Genomic DNA, 21177 nt, shown 5'->3' on the forward strand with positions numbered 1-21177 from the left:
GATGATGCCGCGCTCTGACGGGGGACGGCGGCTTTCCCGGGATCGTACCGGGCGCGGGCCACAACTGGGCAAGCCAGGAAGCCGAGTCGGCGGCTGAAGAGTGTCTACGGGGTGTGATCTTCTTCTCGAAGAAAACACCCCGTACCCGGACAATCAGCCCTGGAACCGATACTCTTCGAGCAGCCTGCGCCCGATGATCATTTTCTGGATCTCGGCGGTACCTTCACCGATGAGCAGCATCGGGGCCTCGCGGTAGAGGCGCTCGATCTCGTACTCCTTGGAGAAGCCGTAGCCGCCGTGGATCCGGAAGGCATCCTCCACGACCTCCTTGCAGTACTCGGAGGCGAGGTACTTCGCCATCCCCGCTTCGAGGTCGTTTCGTTCCCCGGAATCCTTTTTGCGTGCCGCGTTGACCATCATCGCATGCGCGGCCTCGACCTTGGTCGCCATCTCCGCCAGCTTGAACTGGATGGCCTGGTGCTGGGCGATCGGCTTGCCGAACGTGTGCCGCTGCTGGGCGTACCGGACGCCCAGTTCGAAGGCACGCTGGGCGACGCCGCAGCCACGCGCCGCCACATTGACGCGACCCACCTCGACGCCGTCCATCATTTGGTAAAAACCTCGGCCGGTGACCCCGCCGAGCACCCGATCGGCCGGCACGCGCAGTCCGTCCATGATCAGCTCGGTCGTGTCGACGCCCTTGTAGCCCATCTTGTCGATCTTGCCGGGGATGGTGAGGCCCGGGCGGACCTCGCCGAAGCCCGGCTCCTTCTCGATCAGGAAGGTCGTCATCGACTTGTGCGGCGCCGTGCCCTCGGGGTGTCCTTCGTCACTGCGGACCAGCACGGCCACGAGCGAGGACGTGCCGCCGTTCGTCAGCCACATCTTCTGGCCGTTCAGGACGTACTCCTCGCCGTCCCTGACCGCCTTCGACGTGATCGCCGACACGTCCGAGCCCAGTCCGGGCTCCGACATCGAGAAGGCGCCCCGGATGTCGCCGGCCGCCATCCTGGGCAGGAAGTGGTCCTTCTGCTCCTGCGTGCCGTGCTGCTTGAGCATGTACGCGACGATGAAGTGCGTGTTGATGATGCCGGACACCGACATCCAGCCGCGGGCGATCTCCTCCACGCACAGCGCGTAGGTGAGCAGCGACTCGCCCAGGCCGCCGTACTCCTCGGGGATCATCAGGCCGAAGAGGCCGAGCTCCTTCAGGCCGTCCACGATCTGCTGCGGGTACTCGTCGCGGTGCTCCAGCTCGGTCGCGACCGGGATGATCTCTTTGTCGACAAAGTCCCGGACGGTGGAGAGGATCTCCTGCTGGACGTCGGTCAGACCGGCGGTCTGGGCGAGACGGGCCATGGCTACTTCTCCTGCTCCTTGAGCTCGGGGCGGCCCGGCTGCTCGCCGCCGCGCTCCTTGATGTACGTCTCGGTGGGCACCATCACCTTGCGGCGGAAGACGCACACCAGGGTGCCGTCCTGCTTGTAGCCCTTGGTCTCGACGTAGACGATCCCGCGGTCGTCCTTCGACTTCGACGGCCACTTGTCCAGCACGGTCGTCTCGCCGTAGACGGTGTCGCCGTGGAAGGTCGGCGCCACGTGCCGGAGCGACTCGATCTCCAGGTTGGCGATCGCCTTGCCGGAGACGTCCGGGACGGACATGCCGAGCAGCAGGGAGTAGACGTAGTTCCCGACCACCACGTTCTTGCCGAAGTCGGTCGTGTTCTCGGCGTAGTTGGCGTCCATGTGGAGCGGGTGGTGGTTCATGGTGAGGAGACAGAACAGGTGGTCGTCGTACTCCGTGACCGTCTTGCCCGGCCAGTGCTTGTACGTCGCCCCGACCTCGAACTCCTCGTACGTGCGTCCGAACTGCATCGCCGTCACGCCTCCGGGATCTCGAACGTGCTGGTGCGCCGCATGCCGGCGGCGCGGCCCTTGCCGGCGATGACCAGCGCCATCTTGCGGCTGGCCTCGTCGATCATCTCGTCGCCGAGCATCGCGGAGCCCTTCTTGCCGCCCGCCTCGGACGTGTAGTAGTCGTACGCGTCCAGGATCAGCTCGGCGTGGTCGTAGTCCTCCTGCGACGGCGAGAAGACCTCGTTGGCGGCGTCGACCTGACCGGGGTGCAGCACCCACTTGCCGTCGAAGCCCAGCGCGGCGGCGCGGCCGGCGACCTCGCGGAAGCCGTCGACGTTGCGGATCTGCAGGTAGGGGCCGTCGATCGCCTGGAGGTCGTTGGCGCGGGCGGCCATCAGGATCTTCATCAGGATGTAGTGGTAGGCGTCCGCCGGGTAGCCGGGCGGCTGCTCGCCCACGACCAGGGACTTCATGTTGATGGAGGCCATGAAGTCGGCCGGGCCGAAGATGATGGTCTCGACGCGCGGGGAGGCCTGCGCGATCTCGTTGACGTTGTTCAGGCCCTGCGCGTTCTCGATCTGCGCCTCGATGCCGATCCGGCCGACCTCGAAGCCCATCGTCTTCTCGATCTGCGTCAGCAGCAGGTCCAGGGCGACGACCTGCTGGGCGTTCTGCACCTTCGGCAGCATGATGCAGTCCAGGTTCGGACCCGCGCCCTCCACCACCGTGACGACGTCGCGGTACGTCCATTCGGTCGTCCAGTCGTTGACCCGGACCACCCGCGTCTTGCCCGTCCAGTCGCCCTTGTTGAGGAACTTGACGATGGTGTGCCGCGCCTCGGGCTTGGCGAGCGGCGCGCACGCGTCCTCCAGGTCCAGGAAGACCTGGTCCGCGGGGAGGCCCTGCGCCTTCTCCAGGAAGCGCGGGTTGCTGCCCGGTACGGCCAGGCAGGAACGCCGCGGGCGAAGGCGGTTGACGGGGGTGGTCATGCGGGGACCTCCAGGGGGTCGAGCTTGTTCGCTGTGCGGATCTCGTCGACGATGCGGCCGATGATCCCGGTGATGTCGAAGTCCTTCGGGGTGAAGACGGCGGCCACGCCGGCTTCCCTCAGCTGTTCGGCGTCACCGCCTGGGATGATGCCACCGGCGATCACCGGTATATCTGTGGCACCGGCCACACGCAGCCGCTGGAGCACATCGGGGACCAGCCGGGCGTGCGAGCCGGACAGGATCGACAGGCCCACGGCGTGCACGTCCTCGGCCAGGGCCGCGTCCACGATCTGCTCGGGGGTCAGCCGGATGCCCTGGTACACCACCTCGAAGCCGGCGTCCCGCGCGCGGACGGCGATCTGCTCGGCGCCGTTGGAGTGCCCGTCCAGACCCGGCTTGCCGACCAGGAAACGCAGTTTGCCGACGCCCAGCTCACGGGCGGTGGCGTCCACCCTGGCGCGGACCCCGGCGAGCGCCGAGCCGGCCTCGGCGGCGACGGCCACCGGCGCGGAGGAGACCCCGGTGGGCGCCCGGTACTCGCCGAACACCTCGCGCAGGGCGCCCGCCCACTCGCCGGTGGTGACCCCGGCGCGGGCGCACTCCAGGGTCGCCTCCATCAGGTTGTCGGTGCCCTTGGCGGCCTCCTTCAGCCGCTCCAGCGCCTTGCAGGGACGCGGGTGGTTGAAGGGCGGCTGGTAGCGGGTGTCCCGCCAGCGCTGGAGGGAGTCGATGACGCGGGCCTCGACCGCCGGGTCGACCGTCATGATGGCGGTGTCCAGGTCGGCGGTGAGCGGGCTGGGCTCGGTGCCCTCGAAGACGTTGACGCCGACGATCTTCTCCTCGCCGGACTCGATCCGCGCCCGGCGCTCGGCGTGCGAGGCGACCAGCTGCGACTTGAGGTAACCGGACTCCACGGCGGCCAGCGCGCCGCCCATCTCCTGGATGCGGCCGATCTCCGCCAGGGTGTCCTCGACAAGCTGGTCCACCTTGGCCTCGATCACCTTCGACCCCTCGAAGATGTCGTCGTACTCCAGCAGGTCGCTCTCGTAGGCGAGGACCTGCTGGATGCGCAGGCTCCACTGCTGGTCCCAGGGCCGGGGCAGGCCCAGCGCCTCGTTCCAGGCGGGAAGCTGCACGGCACGCGCGCGTGCGTCCTTGGAGAGGGTGACCGCCAGCATCTCCAGGACGATCCGCTGGACGTTGTTCTCCGGCTGCGCCTCGGTCAGGCCCAGCGAGTTGACCTGGACGCCGTACCGGAACCGGCGCTGCTTGGGGTCCTCGATGCCGTACCGCTCATGGGTGACCTTGTCCCAGATGCGGCCGAAGGCGCGCATCTTGCACATCTCCTCGATAAAGCGGACGCCCGCGTTCACGAAGAAGGAGATACGGGCGACGACGTCCCCCATGCGCTCCGGCGGCACCTGACCGGAGTCGCGCACGGCGTCGAGGACGGCGATGGCGGTGGACATCGCGTACGCGATCTCCTGCACCGGCGTGGCCCCGGCCTCCTGCAGGTGGTAGCTGCAGATGTTGATCGGGTTCCACTTCGGGATGTGGGAGACCGTGTACGCGATCATGTCCGTCGTCAGGCGGAGCGAGGGTTCCGGCGGGAACACATGGGTGCCCCGGGACAGGTACTCCTTGACGATGTCGTTCTGGGTCGTGCCCTGGAGCTTGGTGATGTCCGCGCCCTGCTCCTCCGCGACGACCTGGTAGAGCGCCAGCAGCCACATGGCGGTGGCGTTGATGGTCATCGAGGTGTTCATCTGCTCCAGGGGGATGTCCTGGAACAGCCGGCGCATGTCACCGAGGTGCGCGACGGGCACGCCCACCCGGCCGACCTCGCCGCGCGCGAGGATGTGGTCGGGGTCGTAGCCGGTCTGCGTCGGCAGGTCGAACGCCACCGACAGGCCGGTCTGGCCCTTGGCGAGGTTGCGCCGGTACAGCTCGTTGGACGCCTCCGCCGTGGAGTGACCGGCGTACGTCCGCATCAGCCACGGCCGGTCCTTCTGGCGCTCTGTCATCTGTGACCTCCCGGCTCTCAGACGTTCCGGAAGCGGTTGATGGCGTCGATGTGCCGGGCGCGCATCTCCTCGTCGCGCACGCCCAGGCCCTCCTCGGGGGCGAGGCACAGCACGCCGACCTTGCCCTGGTGCAGGTTGCGGTGGACGTCGTAGGCCGCCTGGCCGGTCTCCTCCAGGGAGTAGACCTTGGAGAGCGTCGGGTGGATCCTGCCCTTGGCGATCAGGCGGTTGGCCTCGTACGCCTCGCGGTAGTTGGCGAAGTGCGAGCCGATGATGCGCTTCAGGGACATCCACAGGTAGCGGTTGTCGTACTCGTGCATGTAGCCCGAGGTCGAGGCGCAGGTGGTGATGGTGCCGCCCTTGCGGGTGACGTAGACGGAGGCGCCGAAGGTCTCGCGGCCGGGGTGCTCGAAGACGATGTCGATGTCCTCGCCGCCGGTCAGTTCGCGGATGCGCTTGCCGAAGCGCTTCCACTCCTTGGGGTCCTGGGTGTGCTCGTCCTTCCAGAACCTGTAGCCCTCGGCGGTGCGGTCGATGATCGCCTCGGCGCCCATCGAGCGGCAGATCTCCGCCTTCTGGGGCGAGGAGACGACACAGATCGGGTTGGCGCCGCCGGCGAGCGCGAACTGCGTGGCGTACGAGCCGAGCCCGCCGCTCGCGCCCCAGATCAGGACGTTGTCGCCCTGCTTCATGGCGGCGCCGTTGCGGGAGACCAGCTGGCGGTAGGCGGTGGAGTTCACCAGGCCCGGCGCCGCGGCCTCCTCCCAGCTGAGGTGCTTCGGCTTCGGCATCAGCTGGTTCGTCTTGACCAGCGCGATCTCCGCGAGGCCGCCGAAGTTGGTCTCGAAGCCCCAGATGCGCTGCTCGGGGTCGAGCATGGTGTCGTCGTGGCCGTCGGGCGACTCCAGCTCGACGCTCAGGCAGTGCGCGACGACCTCGTCACCGGGCTGCCAGGCGTTGACGCCGGGGCCGGTGCGCAGGACGACGCCCGCGAGGTCGGAGCCGATGATGTGGTACGGCAGGTCGTGCCGCTTGGTCAGCGGCGACAGCCTGCCGTAGCGCTCCAGGAAGGCGAACGTCGACACCGGCTCGAAGATCGAGGTCCACACCGAGTTGTAGTTCACCGAGGAGGCCATGACGGCCACCAGGGCCTCGCCCGGGCCCAGCTCGGGCACGGGGACCTCGTCCAGGTGGATCGACTTGCGCGGGTCCTTGTCGCGGGTCTCCAGGCCCGCGAACATCTCCGTCTCGTCCTTGTGGACGGTGATCGCCCGGTAGGAGTCGGGGAGCGGCAGGGCGGCGTAGTCGGCGGACGTGGCGTCCTGCGACTGGATCGCGTCCAGGATGTCCTTCACGGTCACGGTGTTGCCTCCGGCGGGTGAGCGCCCTGAGGGAGGGGCGCCTAAAGGATTCGTCGGTGCTGTCAGTGCTGCTGAGGGTGGTGAGGGTGTGCCGTCGGTTCGGCTCGGTGGTGCTTCGGCAGCGCTTTGTGGCGCGGGAGGTTGCCTGTGACGCAGGCGTCCGGGCGCGCAGGTGATGGTCTGCGGGGACAGCCCGGACTCCTTCAACGTATGACACCGCGTGTCACCTCGCAAGGCACTGAGTGCCAGAACTTGCTCTCAGATGAATTCTTTACCTGACAGATGAGCGATGATCGATCGAACGGCTCTTTCCGGGCGGGTCAAAAAGGGCGCTGACATGTGAAAACGGCCACCCGGAGGGGTGGCCGTCGTCACAGCGGGGAAGGGCGGGTCAGCGTTCCTTGAGGGCCTGTTCGATGGTGCGCATGACCTCGTCCAGGGGCGCGTCGGTGCGGGCGACGGTCACCAGCACCTCGCCCTCGGCGGAGGCCGTCGCGGGCGCGGGGACGGCCGGCCGGGGGGCCGTGCCGCGGCCGGCCCCGATCCCCGTGCCGAAGGTCTTGCGCACGATGGCGAAGGCGTGGTCCAGCTGGGCCTCCACGTCCCCCTGCCCGCCCGCCCGCAGCCAGCGCCTGAGGACGTGGTTGTGCGCGGTGACGACCGCGGAGGCGGCGACCTCGGCCAGCAGCGGATCGTCGTTGGCGTCGTCGGCGTGCGCGTGCTCGTCGAAGTGGCCGAGCAGGTACCGCGTGAACAGGCGCTCGTAGCGGGCCACGGAGGCGATCTCGGCCTCGCGCAGGGTGGGCACCTCGCGCGTGAGCTTGTAGCGGGCGACCGAAATCTCCGGCCGCGCCGCGTACATCTTCATGACTTCCTTGATGCCCCGGCACACGGTGTCGAGCGGGTGCTCGTGCGCGGGCGCGGCGTTGAGGACCGCCTCCGCGCGGATCAGCGTGTCGTCGTGGTCCGGGAAGATCGCCTCTTCCTTGGAGCGGAAGTGGCGGAAGAAGGTGCGCCGGGCGACCCCGGCGGCGGCGGCGATCTCGTCGACGGTGGTGGCCTCGTACCCCTTGGTCGCGAACAGCTCCATGGCTGCTGCCGCCAGTTCCCGGCGCATCTTGAGCCGCTGGGCGGCCGCGCGGCTGCCTGCGGCACTCTCCGGCGCGTCGGGCGTAGCTGGTGTACGTGAGGACTTGGCGGGCTGGGACATGACCCGAACGTACTGCATGCGCGTGGCCCGATGCGCAGGTCCGGGGTGCTCCCCGCCCCCGGGGGACGCGGGGCCGCCGCGCCGGGCGGGCGGGGCAGGGCCGCCCGGGTCGAGCAGCCCGCCCCACTCCGGCTCCGTCCGGGACCGGTCGCCGACGCCGTCAGCGGCGGGCATACTCGCGGAAGCCGCGGCCGGTCTTGCGGCCGAGGCAGCCCGCGGCCACCAGGTGCTCCAGCAGCGGCGCCGGGGCGAGACCGGGGTCGCGGAACTCCCGGTGCAGCACCTTCTCGATGGCCAGCGAGACGTCCAGCCCGACCACGTCCAGCAGTTCGAACGGGCCCATCGGGTAACCGCCGCCCAGCTTCATCGCCGCGTCGATGTCGTCGAGGGACGCGTAGTGCTCCTGCACCATCTTGATCGCGTTGTTGAGGTACGGGAACAGCAGCGCGTTCACGATGAAACCGGCGCGGTCGCCGCAGTCCACCGCGTGCTTCCCGGTCTTCGCGCAGACCTCGCGCACGGTCGCGTGGACGTCGTCCGCCGTCAGCACCGTCCGCACGACCTCGACCAGCTTCATCGCCGGCGCCGGGTTGAAGAAGTGCATGCCGATCACGTCCTGCGGGCGCGAGGTGGCGCGGGCGCAGGCGACGACGGGCAGCGACGAGGTGGTGGTGGCCAGGACCGCGCCCGGCTTGCACACCTTGTCCAGCGTGGCGAACAGCTGCCGCTTGACCTCCAGGTCCTCGGCGATCGCCTCGACCGCCAGGTCGACCTCGGCGAAGGCGTCGTAGGAGCCCGCCGGCGTGATCCGGTCCAGGATCCGCGCGGCGGCCTCGGCGGTCAGCCGGCCCTTGCCGACGGAACGGGAGAGCGACGTGCCGATGCGGGCCTTGGCGGCCTGCGCCTTCTCCTCGCCGCGGGCGGCCAGGACGACGTCGTAGCCGGCCTTGGCGAACACCTCGGCGATGCCGGAGGCCATGGTGCCGGAGCCGGCGACGCCCACCGAGCGCACCTCGCGGCCCGCGACCGGGGAGGCGGCCGCCGCCGGGGTCAGCGCGTCCGGCACCACCGTCCCGCTGCCCGGCGCCTCGTAGGTGTAGAAACCGCGCCCCGCCTTGCGGCCGGTCAGGCCCGCCTCGCTGAGCTGCTTGAGGATGGGCGCGGGGGCGTGCAGCCGGTCCCGGGACTCGGCGTACATGGCCTCCAGGACCGTCCGCGCGGTGTCGACGCCGATCAGGTCCAGCAGGGCGAGCGGGCCCATGGGCAGGCCGCAGCCGAGCCGCATGGCGGCGTCGATGTCCTCGCGGGAGGCGTACCGGGCCTCGTACATGGCGGCGGCCTGGTTGAGGTAGCCGAAGAGCAGCCCGTCCGCGACGAAGCCGGGGCGGTCGCCGACCGCGACCGGCTCCTTGCCCAGCTCGATCGCGAGGTCGGTGACGGCGGCCACGGCCTGCGGCGCGGTCAGCACCGAGGAGACGACCTCCACCAGCCGCATCGCGGGTGCCGGGTTGAAGAAGTGCAGGCCGAGGACGCGCTCGGGACGGGCGGAGTCGGCTGCCAGCCGGGTCACCGACAGCGCGTTGGTGCCGGTCGCCAGGATCGTCTCCGGGCGGACGATGCCGTCCAGCTCGCGGAAGATCTGGTGCTTGATCTCGTACGACTCCGGGGCCACCTCGATGACGAGGTCGGCGTCGGCCGCCGCGGTGAGGTCGGTCGCGGTGCGGACCCGGGCCAGCGCGCGGGCGCGCTCCTGCTCGGTGAGCCGGCCGCGCGCCACGGCGCGGGCGGTGGCGGCCTCCAGCGCGGCGAGGGCCTGGGCGGTCCGCGCCTCGCTGATGTCGATGCCGATCACCTCGCGGCCGGCCTTCGCGAGGACCTCGGTGATGCCGGTGCCCATGGTGCCGAGGCCGACCACGGCGATCGTCTTGAGCGGGGACAGAGCTGAGTCGGACAGGGGAGTGGCCATCGCGGGACTCCAGGAATGAGGTGACGACGATGAGCGCGCCGGGTGCGCCGGGGGCCCACCACGGAGCGGGAGGGTGCGGGTGTTGCCGGGCTGCGAGCGCACACGCCCGGGGCGCCGGTGCCACGGGCGCGCACACGCCCGGGAGCGGCAGAACTTCCGACCGGCTCTGTCCCGAAGCCGGGTCGTACTGCGGTACACACGGCGTACCGAACCGACCTGCTCGCTCGCGACGGCCGCGTCACCAGACCGTCGCCAGCGGAGTGCGAGAGGGTTACTCGCTCGTATGAGCTTAACCGGCGGGTAACGAGCGCGCTAGTCCCCGGGCCGGAAACGACTTTGTGAGGTAGCTCCCCCCTGCGCCGCCACCCCCCTACGCTGGACCTCGTGGACGAAGAGTTGCGAGCGCTCACGGAGCGCTTACGGCAGGAGTCGGGCGGCTCGGCCGCGTTCGAGCACCTGCTGGCCACCGGGGACCACGGCGAACTGGCGGAGGTGCTCACCGCGCCCGGACAGCCCCTGTGGGCCAGGGAGCTGGCCGCGTTCCGCCTCGGCCGGGCCGGCGACCGGCGCGCCTTCGAGTCCCTGGTGCTGCTGCTCAATCACCGCGACCCGCCGCGCTGCGCCTCCGCCGCGCACGCCCTCGCCCGGCTGGGCGACCCCCGCACGGCCCGGGCCGCCGCGGCCCTCGCCACCAACGAGCTCCGCGTCGCCTACGCCCTGCACCCGGTACGGCTCCTGGTCGCCCTGCGCGCCCCGGAGTCCGTGCCCGCTCTGATCACCACGCTGGAGCGGCGGCTGCGCCCGCACGACCCCTACCGCCGGGTGGCCCTCGCCTGCGTGGAGGGTCTGGGCACGCTCGGTGACGCCCGCGCCCGGCGGGTCCTCACCGAGGCCCTCGCGCACCCCGCGCTCGCCGAGGCCGCGGTGCGCGCGCTGGCGCGGATACCGGAGCAGCAGCCGAGCTGATCCGGTCAGCCGCCCGGCGTCCGCACGTACCGCACCTCGGGCACCGGTACGCCGTCCACCTCGAAGGGCTCCTCGGCCCCGTCGGGCCGGAACCCCGCGCGCTCGTAGAAGCGGCGGGCGGGGGCGTTGTCCTTGAGGACCCACAGGAGCATGCGGGGATGCGCCCGGCACCGCTCGGCCGACTCGGCCAGCAGGGCCCGCCCGATCCCGCCGCCGAGCCGGGCCGGGTCCACGTAGAGCGCGTACAGCTCGGCGTCGCCGGTGTGGGTCCCGCCGTCCCGGTACGGCCCGTGCGCCGCCCACCCGACCACCGCGCCGTCCCGCTCGGCGACCAGGTTCACCACGGAGCCGTTCCCCTCGGCGAACCGGGCCCGGCGCCGCTCGGCGTCCGCCGTGACACTGAGCCGGTCCAGGTACGGCTGCGGCATGAGCCCCCGGTAGGCGTGCCGCCAGCCGCGGACCCGTATCTCCGAGACGCGGTCGCAGTCGGCGAGGGTCATCTCCCGGACCGTCAGGGCGCTCACCCGGCCACCACCGCGTCGAGGGCGGGCCGGCCGGACACCGCGACGAGGCGGCCGGCCGCCGTCACCGCGCGCGTGCACCGGGCGGCGGGGAACACCCCGGCCGGGGCGGGGATGCGGACCGGTCCACGACCGTCCCGGGTCGTCTCGCTCATGGCCCCATGATGACCCACCCCACTGACAACGCCCCGGGCGGAGGGGGCACGTCGCCCGGCGAGGTCGGGTGAGGCGCCAGGGGCCCGACCGTCGTCCACGGGCGAAGGCACAGGCTTCGACGGGTCGTTCGAGGTGTCCGGCGCCGGACGCGCCGGCTACCCGCACAAGCCCGGCAGTCCGTGCGGGGTCGAGCCGCGGGAGGCCGGCGACGCCGCCGTGCCCTGCGGCGGTGCCGGGTCGGGGGACTTCGGACGGACGACGCGCCCGGGCGTCCTCACATGAGGCTGAGCTGGACCGGCTCCTCCCCGGTGGGGGCCGGCGCCGGTTCGGCCGGGCGGATCCGGCGGGCCAGTCCCGCGCGCGCGGGCCCGATGCCGTACTCCTGCGCCAGCTCGTGCACCTGGCGCGTGATCCGGCGCTGGTACCACTTGGGCGCGTAGGCGCCCTCCGCGTACAGCCGTTCGTACCGCCGCACCAGATGCGGATGGTGCTGCCCGAGCCAGTGCATGAACCACTCGCGGGCGCCGGGGCGCAGGTGCAGCACCAGCGGTGTGACCGAGGTGGCCCCGGCCGCCGCGATGGCCCGCACCGTGGCCCGCAGCTGGGCCGGGTGGTCGCTCAGGAACGGGATCACCGGCGCCATCAGCACCCCGCAGCCGATCCCGTGCTCCCCGAAGGCGCGCACGACGTCCAGCCGGCGTTCGGGCGCGGGCGTGCCCGGCTCCACCGTGCGCCACAGCCCGGCGTCCAGGAAGCCCACGGAGACCGAGACGCCCACGTCCGTCACCTGCGCCGCCCGGACCAGCAGGTCCAGGTCGCGCAGGATCAGGGTGCCCTTGGTGAGGATCGAGAACGGGTTCGCGTGGTCGGTGAGCGCGGAGATGATGCCGGGCATCAGCCGGTAGCGGCCCTCGGCGCGCTGGTAGCAGTCGACGTTGGTGCCCATCGCCACGTGGTCGCCCTGCCAGCGGCGGGAGCCGAGCTGGCGGCGCAGCACCTCGGGCGCGTTGATCTTGACCACGATCTGGGAGTCGAAGCCGAGGCCCGTGTCCAGGTCCAGGTAGCTGTGCGTCTTGCGGGCGAAACAGTAGACGCACGCGTGCGTGCAGCCCCGGTAGGGGTTGACCGTCCACTCGAACGGCATGCGGGAGGCGCCCGGCACCCGGTTCAGCACCGAGCGCGCCCGGACCTCGTGGAAGGTGATGCCCTGGAACTCGGGCGTGTCGAACGTCCGGGTGGTGACGGCGTCCGCGCCGAACAGCGCCGTGTCGGCGGCCCGCCCGTGTTCGTTCTCGTCTGTGAGGTTCTCCCAGCGCATGACGCCTCCTCGCTCGCACTGCCCACACAATAGAACAAACGTTCCCATGATCGTGCGGACCCCGATTTGGGCGGCCGGGCGCCGGGGTGGTTGGCTTGCCCCAACCCCGAGGAACCAGGTCGTGGAGGAACGCAATGGCGCAGGTCGAGGCCACTACGGAGCGGGTCGTCGCGGCGGACGCGGAGAAGGTGTTCGACGCCCTCGCCGACTACCGCGGCACGCGGCAGAGGCTGCTGCCCGAGCAGTTCAGCGAGTACGAGGTGCGCGAGGGCGGCGACGGCGAGGGCACCCTCGTCCACTGGAAGCTCCAGGCCACCAGCAAGCGGGTGCGCGACTGCCTGCTGGAGGTCAGCGAGCCCACCGACGGCGAGCTCGTCGAGAAGGACCGCAACTCCTCCATGGTCACCACCTGGCGCGTCACCCCCGCCGGCGAGGGCTCCTCGCGCGTGGTCGTCACCACCACCTGGCAGGGCGCCGGCGGCATCGGCGGCTTCTTCGAGAAGACGTTCGCGCCCAAGGGCCTCGGCCGGATCTACGACGCCCTGCTCGCCAGGCTCGCCGCCGAGGTCGAGAAGTAGCCCAAGCACCCACCGGTGAACGGGGGTTGACCGCCGGTCGGCCCCTTCACCGGTTCGAGTGCATCTCCGGCCCATACCGGATCGTGCCGTAACTCGCCGCACTTGTTCGCAGTTGACGCCTTACGCGGGAAATGTGAACGAGTGTGACGAGGGGAGCGGTACGTGGGCGGGACGACACTGGTGAAGCCTGAGCCGGTCGCGGCACCGGCCGCCGGCGAGGAGACCGCGGCCGCACCGCCGCCTCCCGCACCGCCCGCGGGCATCGGGCCCCGCCGGGTGCGGCTGGTGTTCCTCGGGCTGATGCTGGCCCTGCTGCTGGCCGCCCTCGACCAGATGATCGTCGCCACCGCCCTGCCGAAGATCGTCGGCGAGCTCCACGGCCTGGACAGGATGTCCTGGGCGATCACCTCCTACCTGCTCACCTCCACCATCGGCCTGCCGGTCTACGGCAAACTCGGCGACCTGGTCGGCCGCAAGGGCGTCTTCCAGTTCGCCATCGCCGTCTTCGTGCTCGGCTCCGCCCTCGCCGGCCGGGCCGGCACCATGGACCAGCTGATCGCCTTCCGCGCCGTTCAGGGCGTCGGCGCCGGCGGCCTCATGATCGGTGTCCAGGCGATCATCGCCGACATCGTGCCGCCCCGGGAACGCGGCCGGTACATGGGCCTGATCGGCGCCGTCTTCGGTCTCGCCTCCGTCGCCGGACCACTGCTCGGCGGCTACTTCACCGACCACCTGTCCTGGCGCTGGTGCTTCTACGTCAACGTCCCCTTCGGCCTGGTCACCCTGGGCGTCATCGCCGTCGTCCTCAGACTCCCGAAGCCGCGCACGCGCGCCCGGCTCGACGTCCTCGGCACCCTGCTGCTCGCCGCCGCCTCGACCTGCCTGGTGCTGCTCACCAGCTGGGGCGGCACCGAGTACGCCTGGGGCTCCCGGCAGATCCTCGGCCTCGGCGCCGGCGCCCTCCTCGCCACCGTCCTCTTCCTGGTCGCCGAGCGCTTCGCCGCCGAACCCCTCATCCCGCTCAGGCTCTACCGCGATCCCGTGTTCACCCTCAGCAGTCTGGTCGGCCTGGTGATCGGCGTCGCCCTGTTCGGCGCCGCCAGCTATCTGCCGACCTTCCTGCAGATGGTCGACGGCGCCAGCGCCACCGGGTCCGGGCTGCTGATGCTGCCGATGATGGCCGGGATCGTCGGCGCCTCCGTCATCGGCGGACAGCTCATCAGCCGCACCGGCCGCTACAAGATCTACCCCGTGCTCGGCTGCGCCGTCGCCACCGTCGGCATGTGGCTGCTGTCCCGGCTGGAGACCGGCACGCCCCGGCTGCACTACAGCGTCTGGATGGCCGTCCTCGGCGCCGGGATCGGCCTGGTCATGCCCGTCCTGGTGCTCGCCGTGCAGAACTCCGTCCGCCCCGCCGACCTCGGCACCGCCACCAGCGCCAACAACTACTTCCGGCAGATCGGCGGCAGCGTCGGCGCCGCCGTCTTCGGCACCCTCTTCGCCGACCGGCTCACCTCATCGCTGCGCGAGGAACTGCCCCCGCGCGCGGGCGGCGGACTGCCCGCCGCCGACTCGATCACCCCGCAGCTCGTCCACGCGCTGCCCCCGGCCCTGCGCGACGCCTACATCCGCGCGTACGCCGACGCGATGCCCCGGATCTTCCTCTACCTGGTCCCGGTGCTCGCCCTCGGCCTGCTCATCGCCTTCTTCCTCAAGGAGAAACCACTGGTGTCCCACAACACCGCCGAAACGGAGCCGCAGACCGTGACCGCCTCGATCCCCGGCGCCCGGGCGCCGTACGCCGCCGGGGTCCCCGTCTGCGGCACCGTGCAGCACCCCGACGGCACCGTGGTGCCCCGCGCGGCCCTCACCCTCATCGACGTCGCCGGACAGCAGATCGGGCGGGGCGCCAGCGGCGACGACGGGCGGTACGCGCTCAGCACGCCCGGCTCCGGGTCGTACGTGCTGATCGCCGCGGCCGGCGGGCACCAGCCGCAGGCCGTCTCCGTCACCGTCGGCGAACGCCCCGTCGAACTCGACGTCGTGCTCGGCGGCGCCGGCCGCCTCGCCGGCAGCGTGCTCACCGCCGACGGCAGCCCCGTGCGCGATGCCGCCGTCACCCTCACCAACGTGCACGGCGAGGTCGTCGCGAGCACCCGCAGCGGGCGCGAGGGCGGCTACGTCATCACGGAACTGGTCGCGGGCGAGTACACCCTCGCCGCCAGCGCCCCCGCCTTCCGGCCCGCCGCGCTCCCGGTCACCGTGCAGGCATCCCGGGAGACCCGGCAGGACGTCGAGCTCGCGGGCGGCGCCGTACTGAGGGGCACCGTCCGGGCGAGCGGCGGACGCCCCGTGGAGGACGCGCGCGTGACCCTGCTCGACGCCGCCGGCAACGTCGTCGACACCCTCACCACCGGAGCCGACGGAACGTTCCGGTTCGTCGATCTCTCCTCCGGCGAGTACACCGTCATCGCCGCGGGTTACCCGCCGGTCGCCACGGTGTTGCAGGTCGCGGGGGGTGGCCGGACCGAACGGGACCTCCAACTGGGCCACGAGGACTGAGCGGGGCGCCCGCCCGCCGCGCCGGAGCGATCCGCCGGAGCCAATTCCAGGATTGGCACACATCGCGACCGGCGGTCGTCTTACCGTAGTGGCGGGCGGCACAGATCGTTTGCGGACAGCCGTGGGGAGAGAGGGCCTGGGCCATGGACCGTGGCAGCGAGCGGGACACAGCTCCCGGGCGCGGCATCGGCGACACCGCCGCGGGCCGGATTCCGCTGGCCGTGGTCGTCGTCGACCGCTCCGGACTGGTGTCCCACTGGAGCACCGGCGCGCGGCGCCTGTTCGGCGTGAGCCGCGAGGACGCCGTCGGCCAGCCCGCGGCCGACCTGCTGCCCGTCTCCGGCACCCTGCCGGAGGACCTCCAGGACGGTCCGGCGCCGGAGGCGTACGACGCGTGGGACGCGGGACCCGGCCGCGACCTGGAGACGTCACTCGGCGGACACACCGGCTACGCCACGACCGGCCGCGCCCGCCTGCGTCCACCCCCGCACACGCCCGGCGGCGAGCGGCTGGACGTGCTGTGGTGGGCCTACCCGCTGGTCGGCCCGGGACCCGCCCGGCTGCTCGTGCTCGCCGCCGACGCCACCCGGCTGCGCGAAGAACGCGGCTACGACGACGAGACCGCCGAACGCATCTCGCCCGGCCTGGCCCGCCACACCGAACTGCCCGCCCCCGACGAACTCGAACGGCGGCTGCCCGAGATCCTGCCCAACATGGGTCCGGGACTCAGCGCCCGCATCGTCGCGCAGGTCCTCGAACTCGGCTACCCGGTCCTGGAGTTCAGCCAGTACGACCGGGTGCCCGTGACCCCGTACTGGGGCGTGCCCCGCCGCCCCGGCCGCACCCGCGCCGAGGAGACCGCCGTACCGCGGCAGCGGGCCGTGGCCGTGGTCCCGGCCGGCGCCGAACAGGACCTGGAGTACGCCGCCGTCCGCGAGCGGCTGGAGTTCCTCAACGAGGTCAGCTCCGGCATCGGCTCCTCCCTCGACCTCGGTGAGACCATCCGCGAGGTCACCAGCGCCGCCGTGCCCCGGTTCGCGGACTTCGCCGGCACCCACCTGCGCGCCGCGGTACTGGCCGGCGAAGGCTTCCCGGACGGCCCGCCGGACGCCAGCACCGTGATGTTCCGCGTCTGGGTGGAGCACAACGACGAACCGGGCCGCTGGGACGACACCGTGCCCGTTGGCGAGGCCTTCGCCTTCCCCGAGCACACGCCCTTCTACAAGTGCATGGTCACCGGCGAGCCGGTGCTCGTCCCGAGGGTCTCCGAGGAACTGTCCGAGCGCATCTCCGGCGAGTTCGAGAAGCGCGACCTGCGGCCCCTCATCGGCGGCCGGTCGCTGCTCATCGTCCCGCTCAAGGCGCGCAACGTCGTCCTCGGCTTCATGGTGCTGATGCGCCGCCCCGACCGGCCGCAGTTCGACGACATGGACCGCACCACCGGCGCCGAACTCGCCGCCCGCGCGGGCCTGGTGCTCGACAACGCCCGCATGTACACCTACCAGGAGAACGTCGCCGACACCCTCCAGGACAGCATGCTGCCGCAGGTCACCCCGCGGATGCCCGGCTGCGACATCGCCACCCGCTACCTGCCCGGCACCCGGCTCGGCCGGATCGGCGGCGACTGGTTCGACACCATCAAACTGCCCGGCTCCCGCACCGCCCTCGTGGTCGGCGACGTCATGGGCCACGGCCTCAACTCCGCGGCGATGATGGGCCAGTTGCGCACCGCCGTGCAGACCATGGCCGCGATGGAGACTCCGCCCGCGCAGCTGCTGCGCAACCTGGACGACCTGGCCCGCAGGCTCGGCGACACCTACCTCGCGACCTGCCTGTACGCCGTGTACGACCCGATCCGGGGCGAGCTGACCCTCGCCAACGCCGGCCACATCCCGCCCGTGCTGGTCCGCGCCGAGGACGGCAGCAGCGAACTCCTCGAACTGCCCACCGGGGCCCCGATCGGCGTCGGCGGCGTCCCCTTCGAGGTCAGGCGGGTCACGGTCGCGCCCGGCGACCGGCTGGTGCTGTGCACCGACGGCCTGGTCGAGGTGCGCGGCTCCGACATCGGCGAGGGCCTCGCCGCGCTCTGCGAGTCCGCCGCCCACCCCGCGGCCTCCATGGACGACGCCTGCGACACCATCATCCGCGCCCTGAACACCCGCGGCGGACGCAAGGACGACGTCGCCCTGCTCATGGCCCGCCTCAACGGCATCCCCGACGAGCACGTCGCCGAGTGGCGGCTCGACGCCGACCCGCGCGAGGTGGCCCGGGCCCGCCGCCTGGTCCGTGAACGACTCCTCCAGTGGGGCCTGCCGCAGGCCGTGGAGACGGCCGAGCTGCTGGTCAGCGAGGTCGTCACCAATGCCGTCCGGCACGCGGAGAGCGACGGGATCGGGCTGCGGGTGGTCCGCACGGACGCGCTGCTGTTCGAGGTCACCGACGACGAACCCGCCCTGCCCGCCATGCTGAGCGCCGGGCCCCACGACGAGTCGGGCCGGGGCCTGCGCGTGGTCAGCCGGCTGGCCCGGGAGTGGGGCGCCAGCGCCAGCGGACACCGCAAGACCGTCTGGTTCGAGCAGACCGTCACCACCGGCCACTGACGGCAGGCGCGCGGCACCGCGCGCCGCCCGGGGCGACCAGGCGCCGTACATCTCGTGAAGGTGACCACCAGACCCTTGCCCCGCTCGCCGTCCCCGCGATATCCCGATCACGGAACCGACCCGTGGGGAGATCGCATGAACGTCTCGGAGAACTACCGCAACGCGTGGGAAAGTTACTGGAGCCAGACAGCCGACGGCCGGGGCGAGGCGATATGGGACGCCGACCCCTCCCTGACCGCCGCACCGCACACGGAACTGCTCCTGCCCCACGCCGACACCGGCCGGACGATCGTCGACCTCGGCTGCGGCAACGGCACCCAGACCCGCTACCTGGCCACCCGCTTCGCCCGCGCCGTCGGCGTCGACCTCTCGCACGCCGCCGTCGAGCACGCCCGGCGCGCCGCGGACCGCGACCCCGTCGAGTTCCAGCAGCTCGACCTCACCGACACCGACGCCGTCCGCGCCCTGCACCAGCGGCTCGGCGACAGCCACGTCTACATGCGGGCCGTCATCCACCAGAGCGAACCGGCCGCGCGCCCCGCGGTGGCCGCCGCCGTCGCCGAGCTCATCGGCACCGAGGGCCGCGCCTTCGTGGTCGAGCTGACCTCCGGCTCCCGCGAGGTGCTGCGGCGGGCGGCGTCCGAGCCGGGCGGCCCGGGACCCAAGCTCCAGCGCGTCTTCCACCACGGCCTCAAGCCCGCCGACGCCTCCGACGAGGAGATCCCGCAGCTGCTCGCCAAGGCCGGTCTCGCCGTCCTGGACGACGGCGAGACGACGCTGCCCCAGACCGAGCACCTCCGGGACGGCACCCGCATCGACCTGCCGGCCCGCTGGTTCGTCCTCGCCAGGGCCTGACCGGACCCGGGACCGCGTCCTCGGGCGAGGTCGTAGCCTGTGCGCCGCCCGACGCGTAACGTGACGGTCCATGAAGATCCTCATCAGTGCCGACATGGAGGGTGCCACGGGCGTCACCTGGCCCGCCGACGTGCTGCCGGGGACGCCGCAGTGGGAGCGGTGCCGGTCGATGTTCACCTCGGACGTGAACGCCGCCGCGGAGGGCTTCTTCGACGGCGGCGCCGACCAGGTGCTCGTCAACGAGGCCCACTGGACCATGCGCAACCTCCTCCTGGAGCATCTCGACGAACGCGTCGAGATGCTCACCGGCCGGCACAAGGCGCTGTCCATGGTGGAGGGCGTCCAGCACGGTGACGTCGACGGCGTCGCGTTCGTCGGCTACCACGCGGGCGCCGGCATGGAGGGCGTCCTCGCCCACACCTACCTGGCCAACCAGATCACCGGGGTGTGGCTGAACGACGTCCGCGCCAGCGAGGGTCTGCTCAACGCGTGCGTCGTCGCCGAGTACGGCGTCCCCGTCGTCCTCGTCACCGGCGACGACGTGGCCTGCGAGGACGCCCTCGGCTACGCGCCCGAGGCGCTGAAGGTCGCCGTCAAGGACCATGTGTCGCGGTACGCGGCCGTGTGCCGGACCCCGGCCCGGACCGCGGCCGACATCCGCGCGGCGGCCAAGGAAGCCGCGCACCTGGCGGTCCGTCACGAACCGGCCGAGGCCGGCCCGTTCACGGTCGCCGTCGAGTTCGACGCCGAGCATCTGGCGATGGCCGCGACCGTCGTGCCCGGCGTGGCGCGGACCGGGGAGCGGAAGGTGGCGTACACCAGCGCCACGATGTACGAGGGGATCAGGACGTTCAAGGCGGTCACCACGATCGTCTCTGCCGCCGTGGAGGAGCAGTATGGCTGACCAGCAGGCCGACGAACTGGCCCTGGCCGAGGTCGTGGAGTTCACCTCCGGACTGATCCGGATCGACACCGCCAACCGGGGCGGCGGGGACTGCCGGGAGCGGCCCGCCGCCGAGTACGCGGCCGAGCGGCTGGCCGGCGCGGGCCTGGACCCTTTGCTGCTGGAGCGCACCCCGGGCCGCACCAACGTGGTGGCCCGGATCGAGGGCACCGACCCGTCCGCCGACGCGCTGCTGGTGCACGGGCACCTCGACGTGGTGCCGGCCGAGGCCGCCGACTGGACCGTGCACCCGTTCTCCGGCGAGGTCCGCGACGGCGTGGTGTGGGGGCGGGGCGCCGTCGACATGAAGAACATGGACGCGATGATCCTCGCCGTGGTCCGCTGCTGGGCCCGGCAGGGCGTACGGCCCCGCCGCGACATCGTCCTCGCGTTCACCGCCGACGAGGAGGCCAGCGCCGAGGACGGCTCCGGGTTCCTCGCCGACCGGCACCCCGAACTCTTCGAGGGCTGTACGGAGGGCGTCAGCGAGTCGGGCGCCTTCACCTTCCACGACGGGACCGGGCGGGAGATCTATCCGGTCGCCGCGGGGGAGCGGGGCACCGCCTGGCTGAAGCTCACCGCGCGGGGCCGGGCCGGGCACGGCTCCAAGGTGAACCGGGAGAACGCGGTGACCCGGCTCGCCGCCGCCGTCACCCGCATCGGCGAGCACGAGTGGCCGCTGCGGCTGACGCCCACCGTGCGGGCCGCCCTCACCGAACTCGCCGCGCTGTACGGCATCGATCCCGACTTCACCGACGTGGACCGGCTGCTGGAGAAGCTGGGGCCGGCCGCCAAGCTGGTCGAGTCGACCGTCCGCAACAGCGCCAACCCGACCATGCTGGACGCCGGTTACAAGCTCAACGTCATCCCGGGCGAGGCGGTCGCCCACGTGGACGGGCGCTATCTCGCGGGCGGCGAGCAGGAGTTCACCGCCACGCTGGACGAGCTGACGGGACCGGACGTCGACTGGGAGTTCGCGCACCGCGAGGTGGCCCTCCAGGCACCGGTGGACGCGCCGGTGTTCGCGAGGATGCGGGCCGCGGTGCGGGAGTTCGCGCCGGGCGCGCACGTGGTGCCGTACTGCATGTCGGGCGGCACGGACGCCAAGCAGTTCTCCCGGCTCGGCATCACCGGGTACGGCTTCGCCCCGCTGAAGCTGCCGGCGGGCCTCGACTACCAGGCGCTGTTCCACGGTGTGGACGAGCGGGTGCCCGTGGAGGCGCTGCACTTCGGGGTCCGTGTCCTCGACCGGTTCCTGCGGACGGCCTAGAC

At 71.8% G+C, this 21177-nt stretch carries 17 protein-coding genes; 7 read left to right on the forward strand and 10 right to left on the reverse strand.

The window, feature by feature from the left end; translation table 11 throughout:
• Positions 1-153 precede the first annotated feature (153 nt).
• The 7 genes from ACZ5DC_RS03240 to ACZ5DC_RS03270 form a co-directional block, all read right to left on the reverse strand.
• On the reverse strand, positions 154-1359 hold the full coding sequence (locus tag ACZ5DC_RS03240; RefSeq protein WP_468648855.1) for an acyl-CoA dehydrogenase family protein: 1206 nt from the start codon (positions 1357-1359) through the stop codon (positions 154-156).
• 2 nt (positions 1360-1361) lie between these two features.
• Positions 1362-1874, reverse strand: a complete 513-nt coding sequence (locus ACZ5DC_RS03245) for a MaoC family dehydratase (protein ID WP_366752533.1) — start codon at positions 1872-1874, stop codon at positions 1362-1364.
• Positions 1875-1879: 5 nt separating this feature from the next.
• Complete coding sequence (locus tag ACZ5DC_RS03250; protein ID WP_468648857.1) at positions 1880-2845, reverse strand: HpcH/HpaI aldolase/citrate lyase family protein; 966 nt, start codon at positions 2843-2845, stop codon at positions 1880-1882.
• Complete coding sequence (locus tag ACZ5DC_RS03255) at positions 2842-4869, reverse strand: protein meaA (RefSeq protein ID WP_468648859.1); 2028 nt, start codon at positions 4867-4869, stop codon at positions 2842-2844. The genes ACZ5DC_RS03250 and ACZ5DC_RS03255 overlap by 4 nt, the downstream gene beginning before the upstream one ends.
• A 17-nt stretch (positions 4870-4886) precedes the next feature.
• The gene (gene ccrA / locus ACZ5DC_RS03260) at positions 4887-6224 is read right to left on the reverse strand and encodes a crotonyl-CoA carboxylase/reductase (protein WP_468649912.1); all 1338 of its coding nucleotides are present in this window, start codon (positions 6222-6224) and stop codon (positions 4887-4889) included.
• A 397-nt stretch (positions 6225-6621) separates the two neighbouring features.
• Positions 6622-7458, reverse strand: coding sequence for a TetR family transcriptional regulator (locus tag ACZ5DC_RS03265; protein WP_468648861.1), 837 nt, complete (start codon positions 7456-7458; stop codon positions 6622-6624).
• Between the two features lie 142 nt (positions 7459-7600).
• Positions 7601-9406, reverse strand: coding sequence for a 3-hydroxyacyl-CoA dehydrogenase family protein (locus tag ACZ5DC_RS03270; RefSeq protein WP_468648863.1), 1806 nt, complete (start codon positions 9404-9406; stop codon positions 7601-7603).
• 384 nt (positions 9407-9790) lie between these two features.
• Here ACZ5DC_RS03270 and ACZ5DC_RS03275 point away from each other — a divergent pair, with 384 nt between their 5' ends.
• Positions 9791-10372 carry an adenylosuccinate lyase gene (locus ACZ5DC_RS03275; RefSeq protein WP_366752529.1) on the forward strand — a complete coding sequence of 194 codons (582 nt, stop codon included), beginning with the start codon at positions 9791-9793 and terminating at the stop codon, positions 10370-10372.
• Between the two features lie 5 nt (positions 10373-10377).
• On the opposite strand, the gene ACZ5DC_RS03280 is transcribed toward ACZ5DC_RS03275, so the two are convergent.
• The 3 genes from ACZ5DC_RS03280 to ACZ5DC_RS03290 all read right to left on the reverse strand — a co-directional run bounded on the left by ACZ5DC_RS03280 (position 10378) and on the right by ACZ5DC_RS03290 (position 12367).
• Positions 10378-10872 (reverse strand): GNAT family N-acetyltransferase, encoded by a 495-nt coding sequence (locus ACZ5DC_RS03280; RefSeq protein WP_468649914.1) that lies wholly within the window; start codon positions 10870-10872, stop codon positions 10378-10380.
• A gap of 20 nt (positions 10873-10892) precedes the next feature.
• The gene (locus tag ACZ5DC_RS03285) at positions 10893-11048 is read right to left on the reverse strand and encodes a hypothetical protein (RefSeq protein ID WP_468648866.1); all 156 of its coding nucleotides are present in this window, start codon (positions 11046-11048) and stop codon (positions 10893-10895) included.
• A gap of 275 nt (positions 11049-11323) precedes the next feature.
• Positions 11324-12367 (reverse strand): Rv2578c family radical SAM protein, encoded by a 1044-nt coding sequence (locus ACZ5DC_RS03290; protein WP_468648868.1) that lies wholly within the window; start codon positions 12365-12367, stop codon positions 11324-11326.
• Positions 12368-12501: 134 nt separating this feature from the next.
• Here ACZ5DC_RS03290 and ACZ5DC_RS03295 point away from each other — a divergent pair, with 134 nt between their 5' ends.
• From ACZ5DC_RS03295 to ACZ5DC_RS03320, 6 genes are all read left to right on the forward strand, one after another.
• Positions 12502-12945, forward strand: coding sequence for an SRPBCC family protein (locus tag ACZ5DC_RS03295; RefSeq protein ID WP_171151158.1), 444 nt, complete (start codon positions 12502-12504; stop codon positions 12943-12945).
• A 162-nt stretch (positions 12946-13107) separates the two neighbouring features.
• Positions 13108-15507, forward strand: coding sequence for an MFS transporter (locus ACZ5DC_RS03300; protein WP_468648871.1), 2400 nt, complete (start codon positions 13108-13110; stop codon positions 15505-15507).
• A 143-nt stretch (positions 15508-15650) separates the two neighbouring features.
• On the forward strand, positions 15651-18107 hold the full coding sequence (locus ACZ5DC_RS03305; protein ID WP_468648873.1) for an ATP-binding SpoIIE family protein phosphatase: 2457 nt from the start codon (positions 15651-15653) through the stop codon (positions 18105-18107).
• 135 nt (positions 18108-18242) lie between these two features.
• The gene (locus ACZ5DC_RS03310; protein WP_468648875.1) at positions 18243-18962 is read left to right on the forward strand and encodes a class I SAM-dependent methyltransferase; all 720 of its coding nucleotides are present in this window, start codon (positions 18243-18245) and stop codon (positions 18960-18962) included.
• A gap of 70 nt (positions 18963-19032) precedes the next feature.
• On the forward strand, positions 19033-19866 hold the full coding sequence (locus ACZ5DC_RS03315) for a M55 family metallopeptidase (protein WP_468648877.1): 834 nt from the start codon (positions 19033-19035) through the stop codon (positions 19864-19866).
• Positions 19859-21175, forward strand: a complete 1317-nt coding sequence (locus ACZ5DC_RS03320; protein ID WP_468648879.1) for a M20/M25/M40 family metallo-hydrolase — start codon at positions 19859-19861, stop codon at positions 21173-21175. The genes ACZ5DC_RS03315 and ACZ5DC_RS03320 overlap by 8 nt, the downstream gene beginning before the upstream one ends.
• The last annotated feature ends 2 nt before the right edge of the window (positions 21176-21177 follow it).

The sequence above is a fragment of the Streptomyces sp. NPDC031445 genome (assembly GCF_055581365.1).

Bases quoted from the DNA above. Each gene is read 5' to 3' on its own strand.
- ACZ5DC_RS03315 (WP_468648877.1), top strand. From the start codon at position 19,033: ATGAAGATCCTCATCAGTGCCGACATGGAGGGTGCCACGGGCGTCACC.
- ACZ5DC_RS03270 (WP_468648863.1), bottom strand. From the start codon at position 9,406: ATGGCCACTCCCCTGTCCGACTCAGCTCTGTCCCCGCTCAAGACGATC.
- ACZ5DC_RS03265 (WP_468648861.1), bottom strand. From the start codon at position 7,458: ATGCAGTACGTTCGGGTCATGTCCCAGCCCGCCAAGTCCTCACGTACA.
- ACZ5DC_RS03295 (WP_171151158.1), top strand. From the start codon at position 12,502: ATGGCGCAGGTCGAGGCCACTACGGAGCGGGTCGTCGCGGCGGACGCG.
- ACZ5DC_RS03305 (WP_468648873.1), top strand. From the start codon at position 15,651: ATGGACCGTGGCAGCGAGCGGGACACAGCTCCCGGGCGCGGCATCGGC.
- ACZ5DC_RS03245 (WP_366752533.1), bottom strand. From the start codon at position 1,874: ATGCAGTTCGGACGCACGTACGAGGAGTTCGAGGTCGGGGCGACGTAC.
- ACZ5DC_RS03320 (WP_468648879.1), top strand. From the start codon at position 19,859: ATGGCTGACCAGCAGGCCGACGAACTGGCCCTGGCCGAGGTCGTGGAG.
- ACZ5DC_RS03255 (WP_468648859.1), bottom strand. From the start codon at position 4,869: ATGACAGAGCGCCAGAAGGACCGGCCGTGGCTGATGCGGACGTACGCC.
- ACZ5DC_RS03290 (WP_468648868.1), bottom strand. From the start codon at position 12,367: ATGCGCTGGGAGAACCTCACAGACGAGAACGAACACGGGCGGGCCGCC.
- ACZ5DC_RS03280 (WP_468649914.1), bottom strand. From the start codon at position 10,872: ATGACCCTCGCCGACTGCGACCGCGTCTCGGAGATACGGGTCCGCGGC.
- ACZ5DC_RS03310 (WP_468648875.1), top strand. From the start codon at position 18,243: ATGAACGTCTCGGAGAACTACCGCAACGCGTGGGAAAGTTACTGGAGC.
- ACZ5DC_RS03250 (WP_468648857.1), bottom strand. From the start codon at position 2,845: ATGACCACCCCCGTCAACCGCCTTCGCCCGCGGCGTTCCTGCCTGGCC.
- ACZ5DC_RS03240 (WP_468648855.1), bottom strand. From the start codon at position 1,359: ATGGCCCGTCTCGCCCAGACCGCCGGTCTGACCGACGTCCAGCAGGAG.
- ACZ5DC_RS03285 (WP_468648866.1), bottom strand. From the start codon at position 11,048: ATGAGCGAGACGACCCGGGACGGTCGTGGACCGGTCCGCATCCCCGCC.